13 protein-coding genes are annotated in these 15,580 nt (G+C 74.4%); 10 read left to right on the forward strand and 3 right to left on the reverse strand.

The genetic code is table 11. From position 1 onward, the window contains the following. Nucleotides 1–28: 28 nt before the first annotated feature. From OG295_RS27760 to OG295_RS27790, 7 genes are all read left to right on the forward strand, one after another. Nucleotides 29–886 carry a TrmH family RNA methyltransferase gene (locus OG295_RS27760; RefSeq protein WP_371679349.1) on the forward strand — a complete coding sequence of 286 codons (858 nt, stop codon included), beginning with the start codon at nt 29–31 and terminating at the stop codon, nt 884–886. Nucleotides 887–942: 56 nt separating this feature from the next. Beyond that, nucleotides 943–2,319 (forward strand): ATP-binding protein, encoded by a 1,377-nt coding sequence (locus OG295_RS27765; protein WP_371679350.1) that lies wholly within the window; start codon nt 943–945, stop codon nt 2,317–2,319. A 141-nt stretch (nt 2,320–2,460) separates the two neighbouring features. Next, nucleotides 2,461–3,588: a phenylalanine--tRNA ligase subunit alpha gene (gene pheS / locus OG295_RS27770; protein WP_371679351.1), complete on the forward strand. Its 1,128-nt coding sequence runs from the start codon at nt 2,461–2,463 to the stop codon at nt 3,586–3,588. Continuing rightward, the gene (gene pheT / locus OG295_RS27775) at nt 3,588–6,116 is read left to right on the forward strand and encodes a phenylalanine--tRNA ligase subunit beta (RefSeq protein ID WP_371679352.1); all 2,529 of its coding nucleotides are present in this window, start codon (nt 3,588–3,590) and stop codon (nt 6,114–6,116) included. The genes pheS and pheT overlap by 1 nt, the downstream gene beginning before the upstream one ends. Before the next feature lie 153 nt (nt 6,117–6,269). Continuing rightward, nucleotides 6,270–7,280 carry a PP2C family protein-serine/threonine phosphatase gene (locus OG295_RS27780; protein WP_371679353.1) on the forward strand — a complete coding sequence of 337 codons (1,011 nt, stop codon included), beginning with the start codon at nt 6,270–6,272 and terminating at the stop codon, nt 7,278–7,280. Nucleotides 7,281–7,736: 456 nt separating this feature from the next. After that, entirely contained in the window at nt 7,737–9,074 is a 1,338-nt protein-coding gene (locus OG295_RS27785) for a transcriptional regulator (protein ID WP_371679354.1), read from the forward strand. Nucleotides 9,075–9,127: 53 nt separating this feature from the next. Continuing rightward, complete coding sequence (locus OG295_RS27790) at nt 9,128–9,658, forward strand: NUDIX domain-containing protein (protein WP_371679355.1); 531 nt, start codon at nt 9,128–9,130, stop codon at nt 9,656–9,658. Between the two features lie 56 nt (nt 9,659–9,714). On the opposite strand, the gene OG295_RS27795 is transcribed toward OG295_RS27790, so the two are convergent. Next, nucleotides 9,715–10,617 carry a 3-hydroxybutyryl-CoA dehydrogenase gene (locus tag OG295_RS27795; protein ID WP_371679356.1) on the reverse strand — a complete coding sequence of 301 codons (903 nt, stop codon included), beginning with the start codon at nt 10,615–10,617 and terminating at the stop codon, nt 9,715–9,717. Between the two features lie 153 nt (nt 10,618–10,770). Here OG295_RS27795 and OG295_RS27800 point away from each other — a divergent pair, with 153 nt between their 5' ends. Then, entirely contained in the window at nt 10,771–12,018 is a 1,248-nt protein-coding gene (locus OG295_RS27800) for a glycoside hydrolase family 10 protein (protein WP_371679357.1), read from the forward strand. A 19-nt stretch (nt 12,019–12,037) separates the two neighbouring features. Here OG295_RS27800 and OG295_RS27805 read toward each other — a convergent pair whose 3' ends face one another. Both OG295_RS27805 and OG295_RS27810 read right to left on the reverse strand, forming a co-directional pair. Then, complete coding sequence (locus OG295_RS27805) at nt 12,038–12,235, reverse strand: DUF1918 domain-containing protein (RefSeq protein ID WP_030233742.1); 198 nt, start codon at nt 12,233–12,235, stop codon at nt 12,038–12,040. A 57-nt stretch (nt 12,236–12,292) separates the two neighbouring features. Then, nucleotides 12,293–13,333, reverse strand: coding sequence for a DMT family transporter (locus tag OG295_RS27810; RefSeq protein ID WP_371679358.1), 1,041 nt, complete (start codon nt 13,331–13,333; stop codon nt 12,293–12,295). Here OG295_RS27810 and OG295_RS27815 point away from each other — a divergent pair. Next, nucleotides 13,332–14,798: a PLP-dependent aminotransferase family protein gene (locus tag OG295_RS27815; RefSeq protein ID WP_371679359.1), complete on the forward strand. Its 1,467-nt coding sequence runs from the start codon at nt 13,332–13,334 to the stop codon at nt 14,796–14,798. The two genes, OG295_RS27810 and OG295_RS27815, sit on opposite strands and share 2 nt — an antisense overlap. A 9-nt stretch (nt 14,799–14,807) precedes the next feature. Next, entirely contained in the window at nt 14,808–15,572 is a 765-nt protein-coding gene (locus OG295_RS27820; RefSeq protein WP_371679360.1) for an N-acetyltransferase, read from the forward strand. The last annotated feature ends 8 nt before the right edge of the window (nt 15,573–15,580 follow it).

A 15,580-nucleotide genomic window follows, 5' to 3' on the forward strand; every position in this document is an offset into this window, starting at 1 on the left:
GGAACCCCCAGAGAGAACCGCAGACACCATGGGTTACCCCGACGAGCTGATCTCCCCCCGATCCCCGCGGGTGGCCGCCGCCAGGCGCCTGGCGCGGCGCAACTTCCGCACCAAGGAGCGCCGGTTCATCGCCGAGGGGCCGCAGGCCGTCCGCGAGGCCGTCGAGCACCGTGGGTCCCAGGGCGCGACCCTGATCGAGCTGTTCGCCACCGTCGAGGCCGCCGAGCGCTACGCCGACATCGTCGAGGCCGCCCTGCTGGCCGGCGCGCGCGTGCACTACGCCTCCGACGAGGTGCTGGCCGAGGTCTCCCAGACGGTCACCCCGCAGGGCCTGGTGGGTGTCTGCCACTTCCTCGACTCGCCCTTCGAGGAGATCCTCAGGGCGCGCCCCCGCCTGGTGGCCGTCCTCGCGCACGTCCGCGACCCCGGCAACGCCGGCACCGTGCTGCGCTGCGCGGACGCCGCCGGCGCCGACGCGGTGGTGCTGACCGACGCCTCCGTCGACCTGTACAACCCGAAGTCGGTACGGGCCTCCGTGGGCTCCCTCTTCCACCTCCCGGTGGCCGTGGGCGTCCCGGTGGAACAGGCGGTGGAAGGGCTGCGGGCGGCGGGCGTGCGCATCCTCGCGGCCGACGGGGCCGGTACGGACGACCTCGACGCCGAGCTGGACGCGGGCACCATGGGCACCCCCTCGGCCTGGGTCTTCGGCAACGAGGCCTGGGGCCTGCCCGAGGAGACCCGCGCGCTCGCGGACGCCGTCGTACGGGTCCCGATCCACGGCAAGGCCGAGAGCCTGAACCTCGCCACGGCCGCCGCCGTGTGCCTGTACGCCTCCGCGCGTGCACAGCGGGCGCCCGGAGGGTGCCGCTCCGTGACCCCCAGCTAGTAATGTGGCCGCCCGGGGGGCCCACTGCGCTACTCGGAGATGTGGGGTACGGGGAAATGACCGTCGGTACGAACAGCTCGCAGGAGGCCGCGGGCGCGGCCGAGGAGCGGCTGCGGGACGCCCCCGGGCCCGCGGGCCACGGCCCGGCGGGACCCGCGCCCGCCGCCGACGGCCTGCGCGGCGTTCCACCCCAGGCGGCCTCCTCCGCCCGGGGCCGTCCCGCGGCTCCCCCCCGGCCTTCCGCCGCGGCCCCGGCTTCCGCCGCCGCCGCGGCTTCCGCGCCCGGACCCGGCCCGGCCCGCGGCTCCGCCCCGTCGGGCGCCGCGGCGGCCTCCGCCCCCGGCCACGCGTCCGCGGGTCCCGGGACCGTGGACGACGCCCCCGCATGGGCCGGGTCCGGGATCGACCCCGACGAGCTGCCCGACGGGCTCGTCGTCGCCGACCACACCGGCCGGGTGATCTGCTTCAACCGGGCCGCCGCCCGGATGACCGCCACCGACCCCGGCCAGGCCCTCGGCGCCCGCATCGAACGGGCACTGCCGCTCGAAGACCTCGAAGGCCGCCGCTGGTGGGCCCTGACCGACCCCTACGGCGGCCTCGCCACCCGCCGCGGACAGCCCGAGCGGAACCTGCTCCTGCCCGGCGGCCGTGAGGTGCTCGTCTCCGCCCGCTACGTCCGCAGCCACCCCACCGGCCCGCTGTGCCGCCTCGTGGTCACCCTGCGCGGCACCGAGGCCCGCCGCCGCACCGAACGCAGCCACGCCGAGCTGATCGCCACCGTCGCGCACGAGCTGCGCTCCCCGCTGACCTCGGTGAAGGGCTTCACGGCGACCCTCCTCGCCAAGTGGGAGCGGTTCACCGACGACCAGAAGCGGCTGATGCTGGAGACCGTCGACGCCGACGCCAACCGCGTCACCCGCCTGATCGCCGAGCTGCTCGACATCTCCCGCATCGACTCGGGCCGCCTGGAGGTGCGCCGTCAGCCGGTCGACATCGCCGCCGCCGTCGGCCGCCACGTCCAGGCGCTCACCGCGAACGGCCAGGCCCCCGAACGGTTCCTCGTACGGGTCAGCCGTCCGCTGCCCGACTGCTGGGCCGACCCGGACAAGATCGACCAGATCCTCGGCAACCTCCTCGAAAATGCGGTGCGCCACGGTGACGGAACGGTCACCATCGACGTGGCGCCGCACGAGAAGGGAACCGCCGTCACCGTGACCGACGAAGGCCCCGGGATCCCCGAGGAATCGATGGGCCGCGTCTTCACCCGCTTCTGGCGGGGGAGCAAGCGCGGCGGCACCGGCCTGGGCCTGTACATCGTCAAGGGCATCGTGGAGGCCCACGGCGGCACCATCACGGTCGGCCGCGGCCCCGGCGGCGGGGCCGAGTTCCGATTTATCCTGCCCGTGAGCGCACCGGCCTACCTCACGCAGTAACCCTGCGGAGCGTCTCGCCAGGCGGCCCACGGGCTCCTCCACCCCCGACGGCCCTTAGACTCGTCCTTTGGCACCTTTGTGTCCTTGTGCCGATCGAGTCGTACGGGGACCACCAGCCAGCCATCGGAAGTACGGGAAGAGATGTCGGCACCGAACAAGTCGTACGACCCTGTCGAGGTCGAGGCACTGAAACCGGAAGAGATCGAGCGCATGCGGGACGAGGCGCTCGCCGCCTTCGCGTCCGCCGGCGACCTCGACGAGCTCCGCGAGGCGAAGACCGCGCACATGGGCGACCGCTCGCCCCTGGCGCTCGCCAACCGGGAGATCGGCGCGCTGCCCCCGCAGGCCAAGGCCACGGCGGGCAAGCTCGTGGGTCAGGCCCGCGGCGCCGTGAACAAGGCCTTCGGGGCCCGCACCGTGGCGCTCGAAGCCGAGCGCGACGAGCGGGTGCTGGTCGAGGAGGCGGTGGACGTCACGCTGCCCTACGACCGCGTGCCCGCCGGCGCCCGCCACCCCCTGACCACGCTGATGGACCGCATCGCGGACATCTTCGTGGCCATGGGCTACGAGGTCGCGGAAGGCCCCGAGGTCGAGGCGGAGTGGTTCAACTTCGACGCCCTCAACTTCACGCCCGACCACCCGGCGCGCCAGATGCAGGACACGTTCTTCGTCCGGGGGCCCGAGGGCACCGAGGGCGACGAGTCCGGCGTCGTGCTGCGCACCCACACCTCCCCGGTGCAGGCGCGTTCGCTGCTGGAGCGCAAGCCCCCCGTCTACATCGTGTGCCCGGGGCGGGTCTACCGCACCGACGAGCTCGACGCGACGCACACGCCCGTCTTCCACCAGGTCGAGCTCCTCGCCGTGGACGAGGGCCTGACCATGGCGGACCTCAAGGGCACCATGGACCACATGGTCCAGGAGCTGTTCGGCGAGGGCACCACCACGCGCCTGCGCCCGCACTTCTTCCCCTTCACCGAGCCGTCCGCCGAGATGGACATGCAGTGCTACGTGTGCCGCGGCGCCTCGGTGGGCAACCCCGACCGCCCCTGCCGCACCTGCTCCAGCGAGGGCTGGATCGAGCTCGGCGGCTGCGGCATGGTCAACCCCAAGGTGCTGACCGCCTGCGGTGTGGACCCGGAGAAGTACAGCGGGTTCGCCTTCGGCTTCGGCATCGAGCGGATGCTGATGTTCCGTCACAACGTTGAAGACATGCGAGACATGGTCGAGGGTGACGTTCGTTTCACCCGGCCCTTCGGGATGGAGATCTGATGCGGGTCCCGCTTTCGTGGCTGCGGGAGTACGTAGACCTCCCCGCAGGTGAGACCGGCCGTGACGTGGCGGCCAAGCTCGTCGACGCCGGCCTGGAGGTCGAGACCGTCGAGCAGCTCGGCGCCGGGCTCAAGGGCCCCCTGGTCGTCGGCCGGGTGCTGACGATCGAGGAGCTGGAGGGCTTCCGCAAGCCGATCCGCTTCTGCACGGTCGACGTCGGCTCCGCCAACGGCACCGGTGAGCCGCAGGAGATCGTCTGCGGCGCCCGGAACTTCTCCGTCGGCGACAAGGTCGTCGTGGTCCTGCCCGGCGCCGTCCTGCCCGGGGACTTCGCGATCGCCTCGCGCAAGACCTACGGCCGCACCTCGCACGGCATGATCTGCTCCGGCGACGAGCTGGGCATGGGCGACGACGGCACGCACGGCATCATCGTGCTGCCGCCGGAGCACGAGGTCGGCACCGACGCGATCGAGCTGCTCCAGCTCGTCGACGAGGTCCTCGACATCGACATCACCCCGGACCGCGGCTACTGCATGTCCATGCGCGGTGTGGCCCGCGAGGCCGCCACCGCCTACGGCCTGCCGCTGCGCGACCCGGCGCTGCTCGACGTGCCCGCGCCGAACTCGTACGGCTACCTGGTCAAGGTCGACGACCCGGCCGGCTGCGACCGCTTCACCGCCCGCACCGTGACCGGTCTCGACCCCGAGGCCCGGTCCCCGATCTGGCTCACGCGCCGCCTCCAGAAGGCGGGCATGCGCCCGATCTCGCTCGCCGTCGACGTCACCAACTACGTGATGCTCGAACTCGGCCAGCCGCTGCACGCCTACGACCGCTCGCGCCTCGACGGCGCCATCGGTGTCCGGCGCGCCGAGCAGGGCGAGAAGTTCACCACCCTCGACGGGGTCAAGCGCACGCTCGACGCCGAGGACCTGGTGATCACCGACAACAGCGGCCCCATCGGGCTCGCCGGTGTCATGGGCGGTGCCCACACCGAGATCGCCGACTCCGTCACCGACCCGGAGACGGGCGCCGTCACCGGTACGACGGACGTGGTCGTCGAGGCCGCGCACTTCGACTCCGTGTCGATCTCGCGCACCGCCCGCCGCCTGAAGCTCTCCTCCGAGGCCTCCAAGCGCTTCGAGCGGGGCGTCGACCCGCAGGCCGCCGCCGCGGCCGCGCAGCGGACCGTCGACCTGCTCGTGCTGCTCGCCGGCGGTACCGCCGAGGCCGGGGTCACCGAGCTGACCGCCCCGGGCGCCCCGCGCACCATCGCGATGCGCGCCGACCACCCGGACCGGGTCGCGGGCATGGACTACGGCCGCGAGACCGTCGTGCGCCGCCTCCAGGAGGTCGGCTGCGACGTCTACGGCCAGGACGAGCTCGTCGTCACCGTCCCCTCGTGGCGTCCCGACCTCGCCGAGCCCAACGACCTCGCCGAGGAGGTCATCCGGCTGGAGGGCTACGGGAACCTCCCGTCCACCCTCCCGCAGGTGCCCTCCGGCCGAGGCCTGACCGCCCGGCAGCTGCTGCACCGCCGGGCCGGCCGCGCGCTGGCCGGCTCCGGCTACGTCGAGGCGCTGAGCTACCCGTTCCTCGGTGAGGGCGTCTTCGACCAGCTCCAGCTGCCGGCGCACGACGCCGCCCGCCAGGTGGTCAAGCTGGTCAACCCGATCTCCGACGAGGAGCCGGCACTGCGCACCACGCTGCTGCCGGGTCTGCTCGGCGCGCTGCGCCGCAACGACAGCCGGGGCAGCCACGACCTCGCGCTCTTCGAGACGGGCTCCGTCTTCCTCGCCGGCGACCGGCCGGGCGTCGCCGTACGCCTGCCCGTGGACCGTCGTCCCACGGACGAGGAGATCGCCACCCTGAACGCGGCCCTGCCCGCGCAGCCGCGCCACGCCGCGGTCGTGCTGGCCGGCGCCCGCGAGCAGGCCGGCTGGTGGGGCAAGGGCCGTCCGGCCGACTGGGCCGACGCGGTCCAGGCCGCCCGCGCGCTGGCCGTCGAGGCCGGTACCGAGCTGGTGGTCCGCCAGGGCCAGTACGGCCCCTGGCACCCGGGCCGCTGCGCCGAGCTGGTCGTCGTCCTGAACGGCGTGGAGACGGTCATCGGCCACGCCGGTGAGCTGCACCCCCGCGTGGTCAAGGCGATGGGCCTGCCCGCCCGTACCAGCGCCATGGAGATCGACCTGGACCGTCTCGCGGCGGCCGGCGGCGAGGCCCTCCAGGCGCCCCGGATCTCCTCCTTCCCGGTGGCGACCCAGGACGTGGCGCTGATCGTCGACGCGTCGGTCCCGGCCTCCGAGGTGGAGACCGCGCTGCGCAAGGGAGCCGGTGAACTGCTGGAGTCCCTGCGGCTGTTCGACGTGTTCACCGGTGAGCAGGTGGGCGAGGGCAAGAAGTCCCTCGCGTACGCGCTGCGCTTCCGCGCGACCGACCGCACGCTGACCGCCGAGGAGTCCACGGCCGCGCGCGACGCGGCGGTGGCCCTGGCCGGCGAGCGGACCGGGGCGGTGCTGCGCGGCGCGTAGCGCCCCGCCGCAGAACCCGATCGAGGGGCCCCTCCGGATCACCGGAGGGGCCCCTCACTCATTGGGGTGAGAACAACGGTGACCTGTGTCCAGTACGTCAGGAGGTCGACACAATCGTTCCGGCCGTCGAGCCGGAGGGGGAGGGTCCTACGGATGATCACGCACGCGGAGAGGCCCCGGGTGCGCCGGGTGTGCGCCCTCGCCCGAGGCGGCGCCGCGGTGTCCTGGGAGCCGTCCGCCCCCGGGCGGCCGGGGCCGGGCCTCGCCACCTGCGCGGCCTTCCTGCTCCTCGCCACGGGCTGCGCGCTGCGCGTCCGCCAGGGGCTGGTGGCCGAACTGCGCCGCTCGCGGGAGATCGCCGGAGCCACCCAGCAGGTCCTGCTGAGACCGCTGCCCGGGCGGATGGACGGCCTGGCGCTCGCGGCCGCCCAGCTGTCGGCGAGCCGGGGCGCGGCCGTGGGCGGGGACCTGTACGAAGCGGTGACCACGGCGTACGGCGTACGGGTGCTGATCGGGGACGTACGGGGCCACGGCCTCCCGGCCCTGGGGGCGGCCGCCGCGGTCCTGGGCTCCTTCCGCGAGGCGGCCCACGACGAGCCCGAGCCCGCCGGGGTCCTGCGGCGGATGGAACGCTCCCTGGAGCGGCACCTGAGCGAACGCGCCCGCGCCGAGCCCCCGTCGGCCTCACCGCAACGGCCGCGGTCCACGGTGGCGGAGGAGTTCGTGACGGTGCTGCTGCTCCAGATCGCGGCGGACGGTTCGGTGGAGGCCCTGAACTGCGGCCACCCCTGGCCCTACCGCCTCGGCCCGGCACCGGCGTCCGTCCCGCCGGCGCGCACGGTACGTCCGCTCGCGGGCGGCGAGACGCTGCCGCCGCTCGGGGTGGTCCCCCTGCCGCCGGACCTCCGGTCCCGGTACTGCGGGGAGATCGGCCCCGGCGAGGTCCTCGTGCTGTACACCGACGGCGCCGAGGACGCCCGGGACCGCCGGGGCCGCTTCTTCCCGCTGCGGGGCGTCCTCGCGCGGGCGCCGGCGCCCACGCCCGCGCGGCTGGTCGCGGGCGTGCACGCCGCACTGCTGCGCCACACCAGGGGACGGCTCACGGACGACGTGACCCTGCTGGTGCTCCGCAACGACCGTGGCGACCGGGGCGAGCGCCCCTGACGGGCCGCTCCTGCGGCCGGGCCGGGTGCGTGCCGGGCGGCGGAGCCGGACCGGCCCTGCACCGGTCCGGCCGTCCCCGCGCGACCGGCGGAGCCACTCCGCACCGGGCCGGTGGACGGGCCCGGTGCGGGTGCGGCCCGGCTCCTGGCGGGCACCCGGCGACCAACCGGGCCCCGGCGGAGCCGTGGTGCGCCGCCCGCCTGCCATGGAGTGTCGGGCAGACAGCAGGGCGGGCGGCGCGGTGCCGGGTCGTCGCACTGTACGAGGGGGAGCCGACGACCCGGACGGCCTCCTTGGCGAGGCTCTTAAGTGAAACCCCGCGGGGCCCCCGCGCGGCAGGGTGCGCATCGCATTTATGCGCGTACTCGATTCACACCCCGTGTGAATCGAGCACACCGCACCCCGCGCGGGGCCCCCAGCCACTAGCCTGGATCCGACGAGCCCTTGGAGGGGCCCATGCAGCCCAACGCCCTGCTCGACGCCCTCCTCGCCGAGGCGGGCATGTCCCACGCAGGACTCGCCGCGCACGTCAACCAGGCGGGCCGGTCGCGCGGACTCGCGCTGCGCTACGAGCACACCGCGGTCTCGCGCTGGCTGAAGGGGCAGCGCCCCCGCGGCCAAGTGCCCGACCTGATCTGCGAAGTGCTCGGCGGACGCCTGCGACGGCCCGTCGGACTGGAGGACATCGGGCTCGGGATCCCGGGACAGCACAGCCCGCACACGACCCGGATCGGCGGCTTCGTCGACCGCGCCACCGCCCTGTGGCGCTCGGACGAACTGGGCCGGCCCGCGCTGCTCACGGCCGAGGCCGTCACCGGGACCCCGGCCGTGATCCCGGTGTGGGAGTGGGAGAACCCGCCGGAGGACGCCGACGTGTCCCGCTCCGGCCCGCACCGGATCGGGCCCGAGCACATCGAGGTCCTGCGGGCGGCCCGCGCGCACTACGAGCTGATGTACCGGCGGGCCGGCGGGATGGCGACGCGCGCCCGGATCGTCCGCTTCCTCGGCAGCGAGACCGCTCCGATGCTCCGCGGCAGCTACCCGGACGGGATCGGCCGGCTCCTGCACCGGGCCACCGGGTCCCTGGTGGCGGTCGCCGGGATCTGCGCGTACGACTCCGACGCCCACGGGCTCGCCCAGCGCTACTTCCACCAGGCGCTGCGGCTTGCCAAGGCCAGCGGGGACCGGGGGCTCGGCGCGTACGTGATCGCCCTGCTGGTCAACCAGTCGCTGCACCTGCGGGAGTACCGCCAGGCCGTCGCCTTCGCGGAGGCCGCGCTGCGCGCCGCCGGACGGCACACCACCCCGGCGCTGGCCGCGGACCTGTACGCGATGCAGGCCAAGGCCTACGCCCAACTCGGTGATCCGGTGGCCGCGTTGGCCTGCATCCGCAGCGCGGAGGCCGCCGCCGAGCGGATCCGGCCGGGCGCCGAGCCCGACGAGACGGGCTACGTACAGCCCGGACTGGTCAACGTGCAGGTGGCGGAGGCGCTGCTGAGCCTGGGGGACCTCGACGCGGCGCACGCCCAGGCCGCGGAGGCCGTGGGGACCCCCGCGCACGACCGGGGGAGGGTGCACCGGCTCGCGATGCTGTGCGAGATCCAGCTGCGCCAGGGCGAGGCGGACCGGGCGGTGGCCTCGGCGGCCGAAATGGCCGAACGGGCCAAGGGGATGGAGTCGCTGCGGCTGCGCGACCGGCTGCGGGCGGTCCGGGAACAGCTGCTGACCAGCGGGTACGCGGGCGCGGAGGAGACTGCGCAGCTCATCGACGGGGCGCTGCGCGTTCCCCTGTGACGGCAGGAACTGCTGCCATGTTGCCACCGACGGATGCGAAAGGTGGCACAACCGTGCAGTGGACGAACCTGAGTGAGCAGACGGTGTACAAGAACCGATGGTTCGACGTGAACCTCGCGGACGTGGAACTCCCCGACGGCCGGCACCTGGACCACTTCGTGATCCGGCTGCGCCCGGTGGCCGTGGCCACGGCCGTCAACGAGGCCAACGAGGTGCTGCTGTTGTGGCGGCACCGGTTCATCACCGACAGCTGGGGCTGGGAACTGCCCGCCGGGGTGGTCGAGGACGGCGAGGCCGTCGAAGCGGCGGCGGCGCGGGAGATGGAGGAGGAGTCGGGCTGGCGGCCGGGGCCGCTGCACCACCTGATGACGGTGGAGCCGTCCAACGGGCTGACCGACGCCCGCCACCACCTCTACTGGGCGGAGGGGGCCACGTACGTCGGTCACCCGGAGGACGACTTCGAGTCCTCGCGGCGCGAGTGGGTCCCGCTGAAGCTCGTGCCGGACATGATCGCGCGGGGCGAGGTCCCGGCCGCCAACATGGCGGCCGGGCTGCTCCTGCTGCACCATCTGCGGCTCGGCTAGGTCGAGGGACCCGGGCCGGCCGGCGGTGCTCCGCCCCCGCGCGTGCGCGCCGGGTGTCAGCCGTACGGGTAGAAGCCCGAGCCGGTCTTGCGGCCGAGGCGACCCGCGTCGACCATCCGCTGGAGCAGCGGGGGAGCGGCGTACAGCGGCTCCTTGAACTCGGAGTACATGGAATCGGCGACCGAGGCGACCGTGTCCAGACCGATCAGGTCCGCCAGCTTCAGCGGGCCCATCGGGTGGGCGCAGCCCAGCTCCATGCCGTTGTCGATGTCCTCGCGGCTCGCGATGCCGGACTCGAACATCCGGATCGCGGAGAGCAGGTACGGGATGAGCAGGGCGTTGACCACGAAGCCGCTGCGGTCCTGGGCGCGGATCGCGTGCTTGCCCAGCACCTTCGCGACCAGGGCCTCGGCGCGCTTGACGGTTTCGTCGGACGTGGTCAGGGCCGGGATCAGCTCGACGAGCTGCTGCACCGGGGCCGGGTTGAAGAAGTGGATGCCGATGACCTGGTCCGGCCGCGAGGTCGCGACGGCCAGCTTGACCAGCGGGATCGAGGAGGTGTTGGAGGCGAGGATCGCGTCCGGGCGGGTGATCACCTGGTCGAGGACCTGGAAGATCTCCGTCTTGACCTGCTCGTTCTCGACGACGGCCTCGATGACGAGGTCGCGGTCGGCGAACTCGCCGAGGTCGGTGGTGAAGGTGAGGCGGGCCAGGGTGGCGTCCCGCTCCTCCTCGCTGATCTTGCCGCGTTCGGCGGCCTTGGTCAGGGAGTTGTGCAGCCGGGTGCGCCCGATCTCCAGGGCCTCGCCCGTGGTCTCGGCGACCATCACCTCAAGACCGCTGCGGGCGCACACCTCGGCGATGCCCGCGCCCATCTGGCCGCAGCCCACCACGCCGACCCGTGCGATGTCGGTCGGGAGGGTAGAGAGGTCCGTCACATCGTGCCTTTCGCTGCTCATCCATCGCGGGTCCCCCGGAGTTGGCAGTGGTAACTGCGTCCGGCGCCCGCCACGCCCCCCGACGTTACCCCCGTCCTTGCCCCCGGTGGCGGGGTGGGGCGGGCATGCTGGGCGCACGCAGAGCGATGTCACGGAGCGGAACGGAGTCGTCACATGGCGCACATCGGACGGCGGGGCCTGCTGGCGGGGGCCGCGGGGGTGCTGGCCACGACGGCGGCGGCCGCCCCGGCGGGGGAGCGGAGGGCGGTGCAGGGGTCCGGCGGCGGGCGGGCGCCGGTACCGGAACTCAGGGGGATGTGGATCGCCACCGTGGAGAACGTCGACTGGCCCTCCGAGGCCGGCCTGTCCGCGCGGGAGCAGCGGGCGGAGCTGACCGGGCTCCTCGACACGGCCGTGGAGCGGCGGCTGAACGCCGTGTTCCTCCAGGTCAGGCCGACGGCCGACGCCCTGTGGCCCTCGACGAAGGAGCCCTGGTCGCAGTGGCTGACGGGGGTGCAGGGGCAGGATCCCGGCTGGGACCCGCTGGGCACCGCGGTAGCCGAGGCGCACGCGCGGGGGCTGGAGCTGCACGCCTGGTTCAACCCGTACCGGGTGGCCAACCACACCGATCCCCAGCGGCTCGTCGCGGCGCACCCGGCCCGCCGCAACCCCACCTGGGCCGTGCCCTACGGGGGCAAGCTCTACTACAACCCGGGGCTGCCGCAGGTGCGGGCCTTCGTGCAGGAGGCGATGCTCGACGCCGTCTCCCGCTACCCGGTCGACGGGGTGCACTGGGACGACTACTTCTACCCGTACCCGGTCGCCGGTCAGGAGTTCGACGACGACGAGGCCTACGAGCGGTACGGCGGGTCCTTCGCCTCGCGCGCGGACTGGCGCCGCCACAACACCGACACCCTGGTGAAGGAGATGTCGGACCGGCTGAAGGGCGTCCGCCCGGCGGCCCGCTTCGGGGTCAGCCCCTTCGCGGTGTGGCGCAACAGCGACCGGGACCCGCTCGGCTCGCAGACCCGGGCGGGGGTGCAGACCTACGACGACCTGTACGCGGACACCCGCAAGTGGGTCCGCGAGGGCTGGATCGACTCGATCGTGCCGCAGGCGTACTGGCAGATCGGCCACCCGTCCGCCGACTACGCCGCGATCGTGGAGTGGTGGGCGGGCACCGTCAGGGGCACGCGGGTGGCCCTGTACGTGGGGGAGGCCCTGTACCGCTGCGACGCGGACAGCTCCACGCCCGCCTGGCGCGATCCGGCGGAGCTGTCGAGGCACCTGACCCTCGCGGCACGGCACGCCGAGGTCCGCGGCCACGTCTACTTCTCGGCGAAGCAGGTGACCGCGGACCCCAACGGCGCGATGGCCAGGGTCGTCGCCGATCACTATCCGGCGACGGCGGCGCCGCGTTGAGCCGGGCTGCCGCCCGGGGTCAGGGGGTGTGCTCGGACGGGTGCTTGACGACGCAGTCGGGGCCGGGCGACATGACCGCCTCGTGGCCGTCGGTGAAGCGGACCCGGTAGGGGGGGGTTCCGTTCTCGCCCAGTACCTGAGTGATCTCGCCGACCTTGTCGTGTTGTCCCACGACCCGGCCGTGCTGCACCAGCTGGTCGCCCTCGGTAGCGCGCATAGCTGACCTCCTCGGTGGCGGTCCGATCCGGTGTTAGCAGTTTAGGGCGACAACCGGCTATTTGACCCGTTGGGTGACGGCGATGCAGACCAGTACCGCGCAGGCGGCGGCGGGCGCCGCCGGGGAGAGGTGCTCGCCCAGCAGCGCGACCGACCAGACCAGGGTCAGCAGGGGCTGGGCGAGCTGGAGCTGGCTGGCGCGCGGGGCGCCGATCTCGGCCATTCCGCGGTACCAGACGTACAGGCCGAAGAAGGTGGAGCCGGCCGCCGCCCACACCAGGCCGGCCACGCCGTGGGCGGTCAAGTGCACCGGCTCGTACGCGAGCCCGAGCACGGAGCCGGTCACGGTGAGCGGCAGGCACAGCACCAGGGCCCAGCCGATCACCTGCCAGCCCGGCATCAGCCGCGCCAGCCGTCCGCCCTCGGTGTATCCGGCGGCGCACACCACGAGCGCCCCGAACAGGTAGGCGTCCCCGGTGGAGAGGGCTCCCCCGCTCTGGGTGAGCGTGAAGCCCAGGACGACCGCCGCTCCGGCGACGGCCGCCGCCCAGAAGCGGGGGGACGGCCGGGCGCCGGTGCGCAGGGCGGAGAAGGAGGCGGTGGTCAGCGGGAGCAGTCCGACCACGACGGCGGCGTGCGAGGTGGTGGAGGTCTGCAGGGCGAGGGTGGTCAGCATCGGGAAGCCGGCCACCACGCCGCCGGCCACGACCGCGAGCCCCGCCCAGTGCGCGCGGGCCGGCAAGGGGACCCGCCCGGCCAGCAGGAAGGTGCCCGCGAGGAGGGCGGCGAGGACGCTGCGCAGGGCGACGAGCGACCAGGGACCGAAGCTCTCCAGGCCCCAGGCGGTGGCGGGGAAGGTCAGCGAGAAGGCGACGACGCCGAGGAGGGCCAGGACCGTGCCGGTGCGGGTGCCGCCCGCCTGCCGGGGGGTGGCCGCCCGCGTAGCGCCGCCGCCGCTGCCGCCCGTGACGCCGGCAGCGCTGCCCGCGCCGCCGCCGGTGCCGCCCGTGACGCCCGCGTCGGCGTGCGCGCCGAGGTGGTGACCGGTCGGCCGAACCGCTATCGGGCCGGAGGGAGTAGCGCTATTCTGTGCTGTCATGTATGAGCGTAGCAGTGTGGCGGAACTGGCGGAAAGCCTGCGGTCGGAGCTTGACCGCTATCCGGTGGGTGGAAAGCTCCCGTCCAGTCGGGCCCTGGTCGAGCGCTACCGGGTCAGCCCCGTCACCGTTTCCCGGGCCCTCGCCCTGCTCGCCGCCGAGGGGCTCGTGGTCACCCGGCCCGGCGCCGGAGTGTTCCGGTCCCCGCCGCGCACGGAGGCCGGCGCCTCCGGCGACACCTCCTGGCAGGAGGTGTCCCTCAGCGCGGAGGGGACCGGTGAGGTGGTTCCCCGCTCGGTGGACGCCTCCGGGGTGATGGTCTGCCTGACCACGCCGCCGCCCGGCGTGATCGGACTCAACAGCGGCTACCTGCACCCCTCCCTCCAGCCGGAGCGGGCCATGGCCGCCGCGCTGGCGCGGGCCGGACGCCGCCCGGGGGCCTGGGGGCGGCCGCCGGTGGAGGGGCTGCCCGAGCTGCGCGACTGGTTCGCCCGCGAGATCGGCGGGGCCGTGGGGGCCGCCGACGTGCTGGTCACCGCCGGCGGGCAGAGCGCGCTGACCACGGCCCTGCGGGCGCTGGCCCCGCCCGGGGCGCCGGTCCTGGTGGAGTCCCCGACGTACCCCGGGCTGCTCGCCATCGCCCGCGCCTCCGGCTGCCGGCCCGTACCCGTGCCCGTGGACACGGACGGGGTCCGGCCGGAGCTGCTCGCGGCCGCCTTCGAGGCCACCGGGGCGCGGGTGTTCGTGTGCCAGCCGCTGTTCCAGAACCCGACGGGCGCGGTGCTGTCCGCCGCCCGCAGGCCCGAGGTGCTGAGGATCGCGCGGGCCGCCGGGGCCTTCGTGATCGAGGACGACTACGCGCGGGCCCTGGCCCACGAGGACGCCGGCCCGCCGCCGCCCACCCTGGCCGCCGAGGACGCCGACGGGGTGGTGGTGCACGTCCGTTCGCTGACCAAGGTCACCTCGCCGAGCCTGCGGGTGGGCGCGCTGGCCGCCCGGGGCCCGGTGCTGGACCGGCTGCGCGCGATCCAGGTGGTGGACAGCTTCTTCGTGCCCCGGCCGCTCCAGGAGGCCGCCCTCGAACTGGTCGGCGCGCCCGCCTGGCCGCGTCATCTGCGGGCCGTCGCCGCCGAGTTGCGCCACCGGCGGGACGTGCTCGCGGGCGCGCTGCGGCGGGAGCTGCCGGGGCTGGAGCCCGTCCGGCTGCCGGCCGGCGGGTACCAGCTGTGGACCCGGCTCGGCGAGGGCGGCGACGACGCGGCCTTCGTCGCCGAAGCCCTGCGCGCCGGGGTCGCGATCGCGCCCGGCCGGCCGTTCTTCTGCGCCGAGCCGCCCGCCGCCCACGTCCGGCTGGGCTTCGCCGGGGTCTCGGGTCCGGGAGAGCTGGTGGAGGCGGTGCGGCGGATGCGGGGCGGGCTGTCCGCGGCGCCCGTAAACCCTGTTGAGGGGGGCGGAGGGGCGTTCTAGCCTGCCCGCATGACCGCCATAGTGATCACCTCCCTCGCCCGCCGCCCCGAGCTGGCCGCCAGGCTCTGGGACATGGAGGACTCCTGGCCGGAGTTCGCCGGCCACGACTCCCTGGCCTGGCTGCTCTACCCGCGCATGGTCGCCGAGTTCCCCGAGTACGTCTGGATCGCGACCGAGGGGGACACGGTGGTGGCCCGGGGCTTCAGCCTGCCGTTCGCCCTGCACACCCCCGAGCGGGCGGGCGTGCTGCCCGCGCAGGGCTGGGACGCGGTCCTCATGTGGGCCTTCTCCGACCAGCGGCGCGGGATCCGGCCCGACACGGTCAGCGCCATCGAGATCTCCGTCGCCACCGGCCGGCAGGGCGAGGGCCTCTCCGGCCGGATGCTGGCCGCCATGCGCGAGGGCGCCCGCGCCGCCGGGTTCGCCGAGCTGGTGGCCCCGGTCCGGCCCAGCGGGAAGCCGGCCGAGCCCGCCACGCCGATGGCGGAGTACGCGTACCGGACCCGCGAGGACGGGCTCCCCTACGACCCGTGGCTGCGGGTCCACGTGCGCGCCGGGGCGGTCATCCACGGGGTGGCGCCGCTCTCCATGACCGTCAACGGCACGCTCGCGCAGTGGCGGGAATGGACCGGGCTGCCCTTCGACACCCCGGGTCCGGTCCTCGTGCCCGGTGCGCTGGCGCCGGTCCACTGCGAACCGGAACGCGACTTCGCGGTCTACGTGGAACCGAACGTGTGGGTCCGCCACCCGCTGGACGGCTCCGACGGCTCCTGACGCCGCGG

The organism is Streptomyces sp. NBC_01276, from assembly GCF_041435355.1.
In the GTDB taxonomy this organism is placed as follows: Bacteria; Actinomycetota; Actinomycetes; order Streptomycetales; family Streptomycetaceae; genus Streptomyces.